The sequence below is a fragment of the Tardiphaga sp. genome (assembly GCF_025356345.1).
Lineage (GTDB): Bacteria > Pseudomonadota > Alphaproteobacteria > Rhizobiales > Xanthobacteraceae > Tardiphaga.
This window is the reverse complement of record NZ_JANXTC010000060.1, coordinates 1-13,006: the sequence shown is the minus strand read 5'-3', so window position 1 is coordinate 13,006 and position 13,006 is coordinate 1. Positions and strand designations below refer to the sequence as shown.

19 protein-coding genes are annotated in these 13,006 nt (G+C 62.5%); 8 read left to right on the top strand and 11 right to left on the bottom strand.

The genetic code is table 11. The features are described from left to right. Positions 1–5 precede the first annotated feature (5 nt). The gene (locus Q0S16_RS03360; RefSeq protein WP_295845113.1) at positions 6–1,211 is read left to right on the top strand and encodes a lytic murein transglycosylase; all 1,206 of its coding nucleotides are present in this window, start codon (positions 6–8) and stop codon (positions 1,209–1,211) included. Positions 1,212–1,287: 76 nt separating this feature from the next. On the opposite strand, the gene Q0S16_RS03355 is transcribed toward Q0S16_RS03360, so the two are convergent. Together Q0S16_RS03355 and Q0S16_RS03350 are read right to left on the bottom strand one after the other, a co-directional pair. Beyond that, complete coding sequence (locus Q0S16_RS03355; RefSeq protein ID WP_295845046.1) at positions 1,288–1,587, bottom strand: hypothetical protein; 300 nt, start codon at positions 1,585–1,587, stop codon at positions 1,288–1,290. 202 nt (positions 1,588–1,789) lie between these two features. Further along, positions 1,790–2,110, bottom strand: coding sequence for a hypothetical protein (locus Q0S16_RS03350; RefSeq protein ID WP_295845043.1), 321 nt, complete (start codon positions 2,108–2,110; stop codon positions 1,790–1,792). Between the two features lie 384 nt (positions 2,111–2,494). On the opposite strand from Q0S16_RS03350, the gene Q0S16_RS03345 reads away from it, so the two are divergent. Both Q0S16_RS03345 and bfr read left to right on the top strand, forming a co-directional pair. After that, positions 2,495–2,770, top strand: coding sequence for a (2Fe-2S)-binding protein (locus Q0S16_RS03345; protein WP_295845041.1), 276 nt, complete (start codon positions 2,495–2,497; stop codon positions 2,768–2,770). Between the two features lie 142 nt (positions 2,771–2,912). Beyond that, positions 2,913–3,398 (top strand): bacterioferritin, encoded by a 486-nt coding sequence (gene bfr, locus Q0S16_RS03340; protein ID WP_295845038.1) that lies wholly within the window; start codon positions 2,913–2,915, stop codon positions 3,396–3,398. A 9-nt stretch (positions 3,399–3,407) separates the two neighbouring features. On the opposite strand, the gene Q0S16_RS03335 is transcribed toward bfr, so the two are convergent. The 6 genes from Q0S16_RS03335 to Q0S16_RS03310 form a co-directional block, all read right to left on the bottom strand. Then, positions 3,408–3,737 carry a hypothetical protein gene (locus Q0S16_RS03335; RefSeq protein ID WP_295845035.1) on the bottom strand — a complete coding sequence of 110 codons (330 nt, stop codon included), beginning with the start codon at positions 3,735–3,737 and terminating at the stop codon, positions 3,408–3,410. A 336-nt stretch (positions 3,738–4,073) separates the two neighbouring features. Next, a complete protein-coding gene (locus tag Q0S16_RS03330) occupies positions 4,074–4,682 on the bottom strand; it encodes an MSMEG_1061 family FMN-dependent PPOX-type flavoprotein (RefSeq protein ID WP_295845032.1) in 609 nt (202 codons plus the stop codon). A gap of 119 nt (positions 4,683–4,801) precedes the next feature. Beyond that, positions 4,802–5,245, bottom strand: a complete 444-nt coding sequence (locus Q0S16_RS03325; protein ID WP_295845030.1) for a hypothetical protein — start codon at positions 5,243–5,245, stop codon at positions 4,802–4,804. Between the two features lie 6 nt (positions 5,246–5,251). Next, entirely contained in the window at positions 5,252–5,497 is a 246-nt protein-coding gene (locus tag Q0S16_RS03320) for a hypothetical protein (protein WP_295845029.1), read from the bottom strand. 194 nt (positions 5,498–5,691) lie between these two features. After that, the gene (locus Q0S16_RS03315; protein WP_295845026.1) at positions 5,692–6,753 is read right to left on the bottom strand and encodes an alpha/beta fold hydrolase; all 1,062 of its coding nucleotides are present in this window, start codon (positions 6,751–6,753) and stop codon (positions 5,692–5,694) included. An 87-nt stretch (positions 6,754–6,840) separates the two neighbouring features. Further along, positions 6,841–7,008, bottom strand: coding sequence for a hypothetical protein (locus Q0S16_RS03310; RefSeq protein WP_295845024.1), 168 nt, complete (start codon positions 7,006–7,008; stop codon positions 6,841–6,843). Positions 7,009–7,194: 186 nt separating this feature from the next. Between Q0S16_RS03310 and Q0S16_RS03305 the strand changes: the two genes are divergently transcribed. Further along, positions 7,195–7,608: a hypothetical protein gene (locus Q0S16_RS03305; RefSeq protein ID WP_295845022.1), complete on the top strand. Its 414-nt coding sequence runs from the start codon at positions 7,195–7,197 to the stop codon at positions 7,606–7,608. A gap of 35 nt (positions 7,609–7,643) precedes the next feature. On the opposite strand, the gene Q0S16_RS03300 is transcribed toward Q0S16_RS03305, so the two are convergent. Next, a complete protein-coding gene (locus Q0S16_RS03300) occupies positions 7,644–7,967 on the bottom strand; it encodes a hypothetical protein (RefSeq protein WP_295845020.1) in 324 nt (107 codons plus the stop codon). Between the two features lie 169 nt (positions 7,968–8,136). Here Q0S16_RS03300 and Q0S16_RS03295 point away from each other — a divergent pair, with 169 nt between their 5' ends. After that, positions 8,137–9,429 (top strand): flavin-dependent oxidoreductase, encoded by a 1,293-nt coding sequence (locus Q0S16_RS03295; RefSeq protein ID WP_295845017.1) that lies wholly within the window; start codon positions 8,137–8,139, stop codon positions 9,427–9,429. Between the two features lie 252 nt (positions 9,430–9,681). Here Q0S16_RS03295 and Q0S16_RS03290 read toward each other — a convergent pair whose 3' ends face one another. After that, complete coding sequence (locus tag Q0S16_RS03290) at positions 9,682–10,080, bottom strand: DUF2314 domain-containing protein (RefSeq protein ID WP_295845015.1); 399 nt, start codon at positions 10,078–10,080, stop codon at positions 9,682–9,684. A 55-nt stretch (positions 10,081–10,135) separates the two neighbouring features. Between Q0S16_RS03290 and Q0S16_RS03285 the strand changes: the two genes are divergently transcribed. Then, positions 10,136–10,717: a hypothetical protein gene (locus Q0S16_RS03285; RefSeq protein WP_295845014.1), complete on the top strand. Its 582-nt coding sequence runs from the start codon at positions 10,136–10,138 to the stop codon at positions 10,715–10,717. A 42-nt stretch (positions 10,718–10,759) separates the two neighbouring features. Further along, a complete protein-coding gene (locus tag Q0S16_RS03280) occupies positions 10,760–11,236 on the top strand; it encodes a hypothetical protein (RefSeq protein WP_295845011.1) in 477 nt (158 codons plus the stop codon). 87 nt (positions 11,237–11,323) lie between these two features. Here Q0S16_RS03280 and Q0S16_RS03275 read toward each other — a convergent pair whose 3' ends face one another. Further along, complete coding sequence (locus Q0S16_RS03275) at positions 11,324–12,250, bottom strand: YiiG family protein (RefSeq protein WP_295845009.1); 927 nt, start codon at positions 12,248–12,250, stop codon at positions 11,324–11,326. Positions 12,251–12,541: 291 nt separating this feature from the next. Here Q0S16_RS03275 and Q0S16_RS03270 point away from each other — a divergent pair, with 291 nt between their 5' ends. Continuing rightward, positions 12,542–12,982, top strand: a complete 441-nt coding sequence (locus Q0S16_RS03270) for an HD domain-containing protein (RefSeq protein WP_295845005.1) — start codon at positions 12,542–12,544, stop codon at positions 12,980–12,982. Positions 12,983–13,006: the final 24 nt, after the last annotated feature.

The window sequence follows — 13,006 nt, the reverse complement described above, 5'->3', positions numbered from 1 at the left end:
AATATATGTTGGTGGTGGTCCTGGTTGGCGGCGGACCTTCCGCTCAGGCCGCCGACGCCGGCTTTACGAATTTTCTGGCTGCGCTGTGGCCCGAAGCGCAGCAGGCCGGCGTCTCACGACAAACCTTCGATGAAGCCATGCGCGGCCTCGAGCCTGACTATAAACTACCAGATCTCGCTCTGCCCGGCCGCCCTGCGACGGGGGCGCCGTCGCAGGCGGAGTTCGTCCAGGTGCCGGCGGACTACGTCAAGGAAGCCAGCATCGCCCGTCTGGCCGTGGAAGGGCAGCGGCTGCAGCAAAGGCACCGCGATACGCTGGCGGCGATCGAACAGCGCTTTGGCGTGCCGTCCACGATCATCCTCGCGATCTGGGGCCGCGAGACCGATTACGGTCGCTATGCGCTGCCCTATGACGGCATTCGCGTGCTGGCGACGCAGGCCTATGTCGGTCGCCGCAAGGAGCAGTACCGCACCGAATTCATTGCTGCGCTGTTGCTGATCGAGAGTGGTGACGTGTCGCGCAAGGATCTGCGCGCCTCCTGGGGCGGGGCGACCGGACTGACCCAATTTCTGCCGTCGGAACTTGGCAAGCATGGCGTGGACATGGACGGCGACGGGCACGTCAACATCTGGACATCGGTCCCGGACGCGCTGGCCTCGGCCGCGCAGCAGTTGAAGAACAAGGGCTGGCAGCCCGGCCTGCGCTGGGCCTACGAGGTGCGTGCCCCCGCCAATGTCGATTGCACGCAGGGTGTGCCGGAAGTGACCAGGCCGATCGGCGAGTGGCTGCGCGCGGGCTTCGTGCCGGTGCGCGGACAAAAGCTCAGTGCCGCCGAGCAGGCGCAGCCGGCGTCCCTGCTGCAGCCGGAAGGCAGTTACGGACCGGCCTTCCTGACCACGAAGAATTACTTCGTCATCAAGGAATACAATTTCTCCGACCTCTACGTGCTGTTTGTTGGCCATCTCGGTGACCGTATCGGTCATTCGCAGCCATTTGCCACGCCGTGGTCGGCCGCGCGGCAACTACGCAGTACCGACGTCGAGGCCATGCAAAAGCACCTGACCCGGATCGGACTGTACAGTGATCGGATGGATGGAAAAGCCGGGATGAAGACGCGAGCCGCGCTGGGGAACTATCAGAAATCGGCCGGACTGAAGGTCGACTGCTGGCCGAGCGTAACGGTGTTACAGGCCTTGGGCCGCGCGCAGTAGAAGGCGGCAAAAAGCCCGGCCGCCGGAGCGGTCGGGCTGGAATGATGAACGCATAGGAAGCGCGGCGATGGATCGGTTAGTCGCAGACCTCGACCGGACGCGAACGCCACACGCCGCGATACTCGTCCCAGACGCGCTGACGCACGATGCGGCAGGATGGCTCTTCGACGTATACCGGGGCGGGCGCGTAACCATAGCCATAGGCCGGGGCCGGGCGGCTGGCGGCAATCGCGCCACCGAGCAGGGCGCCGCCGATCAGGCCGCCGGCAACGCCGGCGGCGATGCGGCCGCCATCGGCCTTGGCGGCGGGGGCAACCGAAACCAGCGAACCGGCAACCGTCGCGACGGCCAGCAGGGCGGAAATTGTCTTCTTCATCTCAAGTCTCTCCTGAAGGCGCCGCAATCGACGCACGGTTAAGATTTACTCACGCTGCTCTTCGAGTTGATGGCCTCACTAAAAAGCGCCCAACCGTCAACGTCTCGTAAACGCTGCGACTCTATGACCTGAAAAAGCGGTTTTTTCGCGCCATGGCAAGGAACGCCGCCTCAAATATGTGTCAACCCGTGAGCCTTGAAACCTAGCCACAGACCCGGACGCGGCGAATCCGCCAACCGTAACCGTCCCAGAAACGCTGACGCTGCCAGAAGCAATTGTCATAATAGCCGGGTCCCGCGACATAGGCCGGCCCGCCATATCCGTAGCCGGGAGCATAGCCATAGCCGTAGCCTGGACCGTATCCGTAACGCGGTCCGGCAAGGGCGCCGCCGATCAAGGCTCCGCCAATCACGCCTGCTGCTATGCCGGCGCCGAGCCCGCGCTGGGCATGCGCGGGGGCAGGGGCCAGCGATGACACCGCCAATGCGGCAATGGCGGCCAAGGCCATCATGGTTTTCTTCATGGCTTTACCTTTCTCAAGCACCCCTCAGCAGCTAGCGCTGCGGAAGCCAGAAAGTTTCATAGTTAACTTGAATGATCAATGAACGGGAACCTTTTGATCAGTGTTCAATTGCGCACCTGGATGCCGCTTCAGGCGGATCGTTCTGCCGATTTTGCGGCCCTTTTCGGCCGTCGTCTTCTCAGCTTCGTATCGGTGCATTTGTCGCCGCTCGCCAGGCTTGAATTGCGCCAGGGCTGTAATCAAAGCCTATTTAGATCAATTCCATTTTGGCTAAAGACGATGTCGCAGTTTGGAATAGCTTGAAAACGGGTGTTTTCCTTTTGCATCCGGAGGCGCTCTTAAATATCGAAAGGGTGTCCTCACCCGCGAGACCGCCTTCCTCCCATGATCGTTTGTTCCTGCAACGTCTTCTCTGACCATGATGTCCGGAATGCCGTGACCGGTGCGCGACCGCCGCGCACGCCGGGGCAGGTCTATGGCTGTCTGGGCTGCAGCGCCCAGTGTGGCCGCTGTGCAAGAACCATCAAGGCGATCATGGACGAAGCGCTGGGAGCCTGTGCCAAGGCATGCTGTTCCGGTTGCCCGCATAGCGCCGCGCACGCTGAATCCCACGCCCTTGTCGCCTTGCCCGATCGCCCGGGCATCGTTGTCGCGGTTTAGGATCTTTCAGCTCCCGCCGTTCCGGTTTCCGGACGAGATCCGATTTCGGTTAGGACCTTGTCCCTCCGCCGTTTCTCATTTAGAACCCTTCTAAGTTTGCTGAGGGACCTGTTCATGCGGGTCCCGACAACAGGAGTGCATCATGAAGGGCGACCCGAAGGTCATCGATTATCTTAATAAAGGCGTGCGCAGCGAGCTCACCGCCATCAGCCAGTACTGGTTGCACTTCCGCCTGCTGAACCATTGGGGTCTGCTGGAAATGGCCAAGGTATGGCGCAAGGAATCCATCGAAGAGATGGTCCATGCGGACAAGTTCATTGACCGGATCCTGTTCCTCGATGGCTTCCCAAACCTGCAGGTGCTGGATCCGTTGCGGATCGGCCAGACCGTCAAGGAAATCATCGACGCCGACCTGGCCGCTGAAATCGGCGCGCGCACGCTCTATCAGGAAGCGGCGACCTACTGCCACAGCGTCGGGGATTACGTCTCGCGCGACCTGTTTGAGCAGCTGATGAAAGACGAGGAGCACCACATCGACTTCCTCGAGACCCAGCAGCACGTCATCGAGCGGATCGGCATCGACCTGTACACCCAGAAGCATGTCGGCGGACTCGAGAGCGAGTACTGATCCGGCCATTCACGATGTACGCCCCCGCGGTTGCGACGGCGGGGGCGGCATCGGGCAATCAGCGAAGGCCGCCTGCACTGCGGCTTCCGATCCCCGCAGCGGGTATTCCACGGCGGTCCTGCCGCCGATCATCGAACGCATCCGCACGTATAATCTATCCGCGCCCGGCAATTCGCTCATGAATTCCGCCAACGCATTCGGGTCCTCGATAACGATCTGCTGCTTGCCCAGCAGGACACGGGATTCGACGTGTTCGTGTCCCGGTCTGTCGTCGAAACGATAGCCCAGCACCGTGTCGCGATCGTTGCCGATCTTGAACGCGAAACCGAAGCGGATCACCGGCTTCCTGTCCATGCAGGTCAGCTGCGCGGAGGATGCAAGGGGAAAATCCTCATAGCTGTTGGACGCGTAGGCGTAGACGGCGGCGCTGGGAATCTCCTTCGACGTCACCCGGTCGATCTGTCGGGCAACGTACCATTCTCCGGATCTGGTATCGCCATCGCTGGTGACAAATGGGTCGCGGACACAACCGCCCAACGCCAAGATCCAAATCGCAACCCCTGACCACGCGACACAACGCATCACGTTCTCCTCACCCTCTGTCGATTTTGCAACCTTAAGGTGAATTATGCAAGAGTAGCGTATGGGCGCCGGCCGGCAGCTTGGCCGCAATATTCAGAGCTGCTGCCGGTAGGTGGCATCGATCTCCGCCTGGCCGACAGGCTCCCCGAGTTTGGTCTGGTCATGGACCATTTCGGAGATGCTGGGCATCACCGAGCGCGTGACCTGCGCTTCCGGCGACCACAATTTCGAGCGCATCAGCGCCTTGCCACAGTGAAAATAGGACTCGGTCACTGTGATGCTGAGCACCGCGCGCGGCAGCTTGCCGAATTCCTCCATCGAGGCCATCAGCGTCGCGTCCTGGATCAGCCGGGCAGCGCCGCTGACGCGCAGGCTGTCATCGATCCCCGGCACGAAGAAGATCAGCTGCACGTAACCGCTGCCGGTCAGCAGGTTCTGGAAGGTGTCGATCCGGTTGTTGCCGGGGCGGTCCGGCATCAGCAGTTCGGTGGGTGATGCCACACGGACAAAACCGACGCCGCCGCCGCGCGGAGAGGCGTCTACCGTCCCATCCGGGCCGGAACTGGCGATCACGCAAAACGGGGACAGGCTGATGAATTTGGTGGAATGCTGATCGAGCGTCGGCCGCGCCTTGGCGATCACCCGCGGATGCGGCGTTGGATAGATCGTCTTGAGGTCGTCCGCGGCGAGGTTGTTGGACACAGCTCATCTCCCGATGCCATCAGAGTTGAACGGTAGCACCCTGCCGCAACGCGGAAAAGGCGGATTGAGTGACCCGCTGTTTTTTCCGATGAGCCGCGCTGCGGGGCCACTGTGACGCGTCAGGGCTGATTTGCCTTGTTGGGCTGTCGCCACGGCCAATTGATGACGCCAGCGGCGTACAGGGAGCCCCAGATGATGACCGGCTGCAGCGCCAATCGCGGCCCGTGGTACCACCAGCTATTGCCGATCAAGGGCATTTCGATGCCGTCTAGCGCATGTTTGAAATTCGCCGGCCAGACGCATAGCGCGTACAGCGCCAAGGTGACACCTGCCCACCATCGCAGCGGACGGGTGACAAGCGCCGTGGAGGCCGCCAGTTCGAACAGCCCGGTCAGCATGATCAGCTGTGTGGGGTAGGGCACCCAGTCCGGGGTGATCAGCAGCAGTTTTTCAGGCACCCAGAGATGGGCGACTCCGGCCGCGACATAAAACGCGGCAAACGCCCATCGCATCACCGCGCGGCGCGTACCGCGCGATGCATCGGTGTGAGGGGAGAGGCTCATCTGCTGTCAGGACTTGTCCACGATATGGGTGGTCGGGCGGTCGCTGCCGGACGCCGTTTCCTCGTGCCATTTGCCCTTCTCGTCCTCGAACTGGATCACCTCCGTCCGGCCCGGCACGGTCTGCTCCGTCGCGGCGCGCTTGGCCGCAGCGGCGGCTATGGCACGGCTGGCGAAAGGCTCAGAGAACACGGCGCCGACCTTGTAGGCCCAGCCGCCATCATGCTCCACGATCACATAGGTAACTTCGGTCATGAGGGTCTCACTTGTGGTTATGGCGCGCGGGCGCCAGATTGGCAGCCGGGCTGTCACAACGCGCGACACCCCGAAATCGACCCAAGCTAGCCGCCGATTTCCTCCGGATTGCAAGTTTCCGACGGGACAGGCGGGGCAAAATACGGTCTCGGCCGAAGCCGCGGCAACGCGCCGCGTCACGACGTGATCCGGCCTCACATCGTGCGCGGCGGCGCGGTCTGCAACAATTCCTGCAATGGCTGCTGGTAGAATTTCGCGGCGCCGGTGGTGAGATGGCCGCGGGTCTCGGTGCTGGCCGGGATCAGCAGCAGCCGGGCAGACTTGATACGTTTCAGGTCGCGCTCCATGAGCCCGGTTTCGGGCGGATTGCGCTCGTCGTCTGCGGAATTGATGGCCAGCACGGTGGCCGTGATCTTCTCCAGCCCCGGCGAGGGATTGTAGCCACGTGAAGATTCCCACTGGTAGATGAAATCATTGGCATCGGCGATAAACGGCGCCTTCAGGCGGTCATCGACATTCTTGTCGGCGGCCTCGCCGGTCGGCGCCAGCGTCTGATAGGCCAGCGTGCCGCCGGCGGTGGCGATGCCGAACATCACGCTGGCATATTTCATCATTCCGGGCTGCGACGCGTAGTAGCCATTCTTGTAACCAGGATCGGCCCGAACCATCTCGATCAGCATTCGCCGCATCATCCAGTTGCGCGACGCCATTTCCGACGGCTGCGACGCCATCGGCACCAGCACGTCCATCGCCGAGGGATAGCGGGTGCCCCAGACCCAGGCCTGCATGCCGCCCATCGAATTGCCGATCACCAGTCGCAGGTGCTTGATGCCAAGCCCCTCGGTCAGCAGCCGGTGCTGGGCGTCGACCATGTCGTTGTAATCATATTTCGGAAACGCGGTTTTCAAGCCGTCGGACGGCTTTGCGGATTGGCCGTGGCCGAGCGCGTCCGGAATGATGATATAGTATTTGGTCGCATCCAGCGGCTGCCCGGGGCCGAACAACTCGCCGGCAAAGCCCGGTGTCAGCAGGCTCAGTGCCGAGCCGGCGGTACCGTGCAGGACCAGAACCGGCTGGCCGGTGGAGTCGCCGACGGTGGTGTAGTGTAACCGGACTTCGGGCAGCACCTGGCCGGTATGGAATTTAAAGTTCTTCGCTACCCAGTCACCTTGTTTCGGCGCGGGATAGTCGGCGGCGAGCGCCGGCAGGGTAAACAGCAGCGCAGCCATGACGGCGCGAACGAACGGCATCAACATCTCAACAGCCTCCCGGTGCGGCCGCTATCGGGCTGCTTCCGGGACAGATTAGCATGTGATGCCCCGCCTGCCAGCGCCGTTTGTGGCTCAGTCCCCAGAAGCGTCGCCGGGCTCCCGGCGGGTCTCCGGCTTGTCGGCTGGCCGGGCCATCGGCACATGGCGCCGGCCACTGACGTGAAACACTGTGTGGACCGCGGTGCCAAGCGTGGCGCATCCGCCGCGCATGTTGGGCAGGATCAGGATGGCTTGGTTCATCGTATTCTCCGATGTCGCTGCGGGGGGCAATGAGCGCACGGTTGTTGGGTGCTGGGCGAGGCCCTATCATGGTTACCGGGCGATTGAGGTCGCACCAGTCGATGGGGGGCGCCGGGCGCCGGCTGGGCTCGCCCTGGAGAGGCGCCGGTTCGCGGCGCGGCGTCGAAAATTCAAGGAAAAACGGCGATGCGATGTCTGATCGGTCTGTTGCTGCTGGTGGTGTCGTCGGCCAGTCAGGCCGCGACGTCGCAAGGCTATGGCATGGGCGGCTGGATTGCGAAATTTCAGCCAGTGATCGATCAGGCCAATGCCAGTGGCGAGCTGTTCCGCATCCAGGGGCATTGCCAGTCTAACTGCACGCTGTTTCTCGGCGTCCGCAATGTCTGCGTCGAGCGCAGCGCCCGACTGCTGTTTCATTCCGGGCATGACCGGCAGCGCAATCTCAACGCATTTTCCACCAAGCGCATGCTCAGCGCCTACAATCCGGCGCTGAGGCAATACGTCACCGGGCATCACTACATGGACACGCTCGACTTCCACGCCATCCCGGGTGCCCAGATCATCGACCGCTTCGGCTACCGGGAGTGCCCCCGAAGGTAGCGCGACGGAGCAGGTCGCGATCAGCCATCGGCCAGCTAGTCGAACCGCGTGGCGCTGCAGACGATCTTGTCGAAGCGATCGCAGTGATCGAACCGGTTCAGCGTGCACATCTGCCTGTTGCCAAGGATCAGCGTTGCCACTGCCGAACGCTGGCCGTGGAACCTCACGGCCGTTCCGGCATGGGCGATTTCGCAGAACCGGTCGGCGGCCGGCCTGCCGCACTGGACAGCGGGATTCAGGCACCAGTCGACGGGACGATTGTTCACGCGGGGATTGTTGTAGGTGATGTCGGCGAAAGCCGACGAACTCGAAACAACGACGGCGATGATGGCCCAAAGATAGTTCAAGCGATACTTCATGGCTGCCTCCTCGACATTGACGGAGAGCCAGGCGGCGCCCGGACTCTTGTGAGTAGCGGCACCGCAGGCCAGGGTTCAACGCCCGGCGTGCTCCCGGCTCGGCTTGCCTCGCTTGCCGTTGCTGGCTAGACGAGGGTGAAACCGGGAAAGCCGGAGCGTGGAGCGTTTCATGAGTGGCCAAGTGATCATCGCCGGCGGCGGCATCGGCGGGTTGGCGACCGCGCTGACGCTGCATCAGATCGGCGTGGCGAGCGTGGTCTATGAATCGAGCCGCGAGATGCGCCCGCTCGGCGTCGGCATCAACCTGCAGCCCAATGCGGTGCGCGAACTCGGTGACCTCGGTATCACCGGCGCCGATCTCGACCGCGTCGGTCTGCCGGCACGGGAATGGGCGCTGGTCGGCCTCAATGGCAACGACATCTATTCCGAGCCGCGCGGCACCGCCGCCGGCTATCGCTGGCCGCAATATGCCGCGCATCGCGGTCAATTCCACATGTTGCTGTTTGACGCGGTGGTGAAGCGGCTGGGCGCTGACGCGGTGCGGCTCGGCAGCCGCGTAACCGGCTACGCCAAAACCGCTGACGGCGTCACCGCGCGGATCGAACACGCGGACGGCACGCGGTCGGAAGACCATGGCGCGCTGTTGGTCGGCGCCGACGGCATCCATTCCGCGGTACGTGCGCAGATGCATCCGGAACAGCCGCCGATCCATTGGGGCGGCGCGCTGATGTGGCGCGGCACCATTTGGGCGAAGCCAAGCCGCACCGGCGCCTCGTTCATTGGCCTCGGCACCCATCGCCAGCGCGTAGTGATCTATCCGATATCAAAGCCGGACCCTTCGACCGGGCTGTCGATGATGAACTGGATCGCCGAAGTGACGATGGACAATGCCGAGGGCTGGAAGCAGCAGGGCTGGTTCCGGCAGGTCGAGACCAGCGCCTTCGTGCATCATTTCGATGGCTGGGTGTGGGACTGGCTCGACGTGCCCGCGATGATCCGCAGTTCCGATGGCGCGTTCGAAAATCCGATGATCGACCGCGACCCGGTCTCGACCTGGCGCGACGGCCCGGTGGCGCTGCTCGGCGACGCCGCGCATGCGATGTATCCGACCGGCTCCAACGGTGCCAGCCAGGCCATCATCGACGCCCGCGAGCTTGGTGCTGCGATGGTCGCCCACGGCGTCAGCGAAGCCGCGCTCGAAGCCTATGACCAGAAACTCTGCGGCCCGATTTCGCAACTGATCCTGCGCAACCGGGGCGCCGGTCCGTTCGGGCTGTTGAACCTGGTCGACGAACGTTGCGGCGGCACGTTTGACGACATCGACGCCGTGATCTCGCCCGCCGAACGCGCGGCCTTCATGGCCGGCTACAAGGCCGCGGCGGGATTTGCGATCGAGACGCTGAATGCGGCGGCGCCGACGATTGCACAGGGGGCGCGGGTGAGGGAGGCGGTGGAAGTATAGTAGAAGTGTAGTCCGTCGGGTGGGCAAAGCGAAGCGTGCCCACCGGCCTTCCGCCGTCTTGCGGCAAGCCGCGCGGGTGCGGCGGCTTACGCCGATCAGGGCGATGAAACCTCCCTCCAAGCTTCATGTCCATATTGGTTCTGACCTTCGTCAGTCCGAACAGTCGAGCCCGTACCGTTTCTTGAGAGCCTCGTATTGCTCCGGCGGCTCCTTCGCGAGCAGCGCGCAGCCGGTGTAATTCCCCTTCCGACGCTAGCCGGTCACATAGGTCCAATCGGCGATGTCCTTCTTCTGAAAGGCCAGTCGGTCTCCGGAAGCCAGGTTGCTGAAATTGCGTGGCGTGCTGGCGACGACGCCGACGAAGCCAGCGCCGTCCCGTTTGAAAGGGTTTACCCAGATATATTCGGCCTGGTCATGGCCGAACGGCAGCCGGATCTTCAGTGCAAAACGACCAGTCCCCGGCGGCGGCGCGCCGGCGATCGCCAGAAACCCGTCCAGCTCGGCGCGCGCCCGCTGGATCGCGTCGGTCACCGCAGGATCGCCCGACTTGACCCATGTGACGTCGTCGCGCTCGGCCGGGTTCGCCTGCTCCGCGCAGACCGCGGAAGACAGGGCCGATAGCAAAGCGATGGCCAGGAGATGATGCCACATCACGCTCGCCTCGATTAGGGAAATGGCAACTAGTAGTTGATATTCTGTTCGTGTTATGTTCGAATTGTCAAGGGCTTTGGAGCAGGCGCGCATATCTGCGGGGGAGGCGATGGCAAAATGGCTCCGTTGGATGACTGCAGCTCTGGCATTCACGGCGCCGGTCAGCGCCGCCGACAGCTTTGCGGACCTGCAGGCCGCCTATCACTGCGACGTGGTACGACGGCTGGAACAGGTTTATGCGACGGGCGATCCCCGCATCGACCTCAACCGTTATCTGGCGATCACCCTGCCGGCGCGGACGCACGCTTATGTGCAGTGCCAGATTTTCGACAATCGCAGGCGCATCCATTGCGAAGCATCGTCGGGATTCTGGCTGGCCAAAAAGGGCCAGAAGCGCACCTTCTATTTGCCGCCGCGCACCGTCGCCGCACTGGCCAGACTTGGTTTCGATACCGACGATTCCGCCGGCAACTTCAATCTCGAGCGGGACGTCGACAAATCCGCGAATTTTCACCCGCTCGCAGACCTCATGCTGCGGGCTTTGCATGACGGTTACGACGCGCGCAGCGACATGAAGCTGCAGTTCAATGCCCCGTTTGCGCCGGCCACGCCGGAGAGTTGCATTCCGGTGAGCTGAGAGATCCAGCCCGCGCCAGCGGGCCCACAATGGAGACGATGAATGTCGATGGAAATCTATGTTCTTTCAGATCGTCAATTGTCGTCGATGGAGGCTTGGCAAACGGCGGTGGACCAATCCGGTGTTGCGCTGCGGCTGTCTACCTCGACGCCTTTCGCGGACTTGCACGGCGTCTTGCCGGTCGTGCTGGACCAACGCCCGACGGGGTTCGAATGCGATCACTTCAACGCCAGGGAGTTGATGGAGGATCCGCCCGCGGAGGTCGAGTTCGACCGTGCATGGGCTTGCGCGCTGGCGTTTCGATGGGGCGGGGACGTCTATGCCGGTGCCTCCGCCTATGCGGCAGCGGCGGCTTACGCGGTTGCAACGGACGGCGTCATTCTCGACTGTGAGGAGGGGCAGTTCATCTCGGCACAGCGGGCCGTCGAGATTTCCCGCGAACTGGCGCAGAGCCAGCCGATGATCGACGAAGCCGTAAGGCGAGTTCTGGAACTGTATAAAAAGCAAGCTCCGCAATAGAGTGCAGCACGCACGCCCCGAGCGACTGGCGCTCAAATCCGTCAGTCTCGCCTGTCGCCCCGCTCCCGCTCCTGCGCGCTACGCCTGCTACATCCTCGCGCCGCTGTTGTAGGCGTCGACCAGCTGGTTGTAGTCGCGCAGCAGCCGCGGCGACGAGCCCTGGACCATCCAGCCGGAGCCGGTGTCGCTCAGCATCATCTTGTCGCCGGTCGAGTAGGGCACCTTGTCGCGGATCCGGCGCATCAACTGCTTGGCCGTGGTCAGGAACGATTTGGCCTGGCTGATGAACATCGAGCCGACTTTGGCGTCGCCCGTCGCACCCGACGCGTCGATGGCCTTGACGGTGGCCTCATAGGCCTCCACCGCCTTGGTGATGGCCGCGATGTCCGGGCTCGTCGCGTCCTCCGCGCGCAGCACGCGCTTGGCGCCGATCATCAATGCTGCCACGTGATAGCGCGCGCTGCGGCCTTCCGTGGCTTCGATCGCCATCAATTCCTCGGCCTTGCGCCTGTCGTTGATCGCCTCGACGCCGTCGCGAAGGCTCCTGTCGGCGCTCGCGAAGGCGTCCCACGCTGCGACCAGGCGCGGATGCAGCGCCTTGCCCTTGGCCATCTTGTCGTCCTTGTAGTTCTCCTGCGTGTAGTAGTCGTCGGTCTCCTTCAGCAACGGCCCCAGCGCGGTCACGGCGGTCACATAGGCGGTTGCCGCGGCTTCGAGCGCGGCGTCGCGCGGCTCCAGCGCGTTGGCGGCTTCGGCCTTCTTCTGGCAATCCGCGGTGTCGTAGATCGTGTAGAGCCCGTAGATGATGCGCTCCTTGCCGGTCGGCCCGCTCTTGCCGACCCAACTGAAATAGCGCGCCCGCGACTCGAGCGCCCGCGCCGACAGCCGGTTGATGCAGCCGACATAGGCGTTGAGCTTTTCGGTGGCGGGGGGCGTCTGGGCCGATGCCGGGTTGCCGTAGATCACCGAGGCAAGGACGAGCGCGACGGCAATCGATGCGCGAATGGACGTCATGAGTCTCTCTCCAGCAGCTTTCATCCTTGCGAGGGAGAAGGGATATCGATCCTGAGGTGATTTGCAAAGCCGCCTGAGCCCGACGTCACCTGTATAAGCAAAGCGAATTGCTGGACGCTCAGTCATTTCGATCCCGCATATCGCTCCGATTATGCGGGTACGCTTGCTGGACTAGCTGCATCAACGAAGATCTCTGTTTTCGCTCGCCGTTCGTTCTATGATCGGCATAGAAAATAAGCTTCTTGTAGAATCAATCACGGGTTGTAGAAGTTAGCTCAGCTAGGGGGGCTGATGATCAAAGCGCGGCGCATACGAGACCCGGTCCATGACCTTATCCCTTTTGGTAAGGACAAGTTTGAGCAAATGGCTTGGAAGCTTTTGGAGCTCCCGGAGTTTCAAAGGCTTAGGCGCATTAAGCAACTAGGATTTTCTGAGCTGGTCTTTCCAGGTGCATCTCACACTCGGTTTGCTCACAGTGTCGGCGTGTTCCACACCGCACGCCAACTATCAGAGCGTATAAAAGACCAACTAGGTAGCGCCAACTTTAATGAGGACCGGGCGCAAGTGGCGATGGCCGCTGCATTAGTTCACGACGTTGGGCATGGGCCTTTCAGTCATGCGTTTGAATCAGCCGCTACGGCATTTTCTCAAGACAAACATCATGAACAATGGACAGCAGAGATCGTTTCAGGAAAGACTGAGCTGCACCCGGTTCCGAAGACACCAAGTTAGGTGTTTTATGGAGCTGGAGGTGTT

Coding starts and splice junctions, on each gene's coding strand:
- Q0S16_RS03360 (WP_295845113.1), top strand. CDS start 6: ATGTTGGTGGTGGTCCTGGTTGGCGGCGGACCTTCCGCTCAGGCCGCC.
- Q0S16_RS03355 (WP_295845046.1), bottom strand. CDS start 1,587: ATGAAGAAGACAATTTCCGCCCTGCTGGCCGTCGCGACGGTTGCCGGT.
- Q0S16_RS03350 (WP_295845043.1), bottom strand. CDS start 2,110: ATGAAGAAAACCATGATGGCCTTGGCCGCCATTGCCGCATTGGCGGTG.
- Q0S16_RS03345 (WP_295845041.1), top strand. CDS start 2,495: ATGATCGTTTGTTCCTGCAACGTCTTCTCTGACCATGATGTCCGGAAT.
- bfr (WP_295845038.1), top strand. CDS start 2,913: ATGAAGGGCGACCCGAAGGTCATCGATTATCTTAATAAAGGCGTGCGC.
- Q0S16_RS03325 (WP_295845030.1), bottom strand. CDS start 5,245: ATGAGCCTCTCCCCTCACACCGATGCATCGCGCGGTACGCGCCGCGCG.
- Q0S16_RS03320 (WP_295845029.1), bottom strand. CDS start 5,497: ATGACCGAAGTTACCTATGTGATCGTGGAGCATGATGGCGGCTGGGCC.
- Q0S16_RS03315 (WP_295845026.1), bottom strand. CDS start 6,753: ATGTTGATGCCGTTCGTTCGCGCCGTCATGGCTGCGCTGCTGTTTACC.
- Q0S16_RS03310 (WP_295845024.1), bottom strand. CDS start 7,008: ATGAACCAAGCCATCCTGATCCTGCCCAACATGCGCGGCGGATGCGCC.
- Q0S16_RS03305 (WP_295845022.1), top strand. CDS start 7,195: ATGCGATGTCTGATCGGTCTGTTGCTGCTGGTGGTGTCGTCGGCCAGT.
- Q0S16_RS03300 (WP_295845020.1), bottom strand. CDS start 7,967: ATGAAGTATCGCTTGAACTATCTTTGGGCCATCATCGCCGTCGTTGTT.
- Q0S16_RS03295 (WP_295845017.1), top strand. CDS start 8,137: ATGAGTGGCCAAGTGATCATCGCCGGCGGCGGCATCGGCGGGTTGGCG.
- Q0S16_RS03290 (WP_295845015.1), bottom strand. CDS start 10,080: ATGTGGCATCATCTCCTGGCCATCGCTTTGCTATCGGCCCTGTCTTCC.
- Q0S16_RS03285 (WP_295845014.1), top strand. CDS start 10,136: ATGTTCGAATTGTCAAGGGCTTTGGAGCAGGCGCGCATATCTGCGGGG.
- Q0S16_RS03280 (WP_295845011.1), top strand. CDS start 10,760: ATGTCGATGGAAATCTATGTTCTTTCAGATCGTCAATTGTCGTCGATG.
- Q0S16_RS03275 (WP_295845009.1), bottom strand. CDS start 12,250: ATGACGTCCATTCGCGCATCGATTGCCGTCGCGCTCGTCCTTGCCTCG.
- Q0S16_RS03270 (WP_295845005.1), top strand. CDS start 12,542: ATGATCAAAGCGCGGCGCATACGAGACCCGGTCCATGACCTTATCCCT.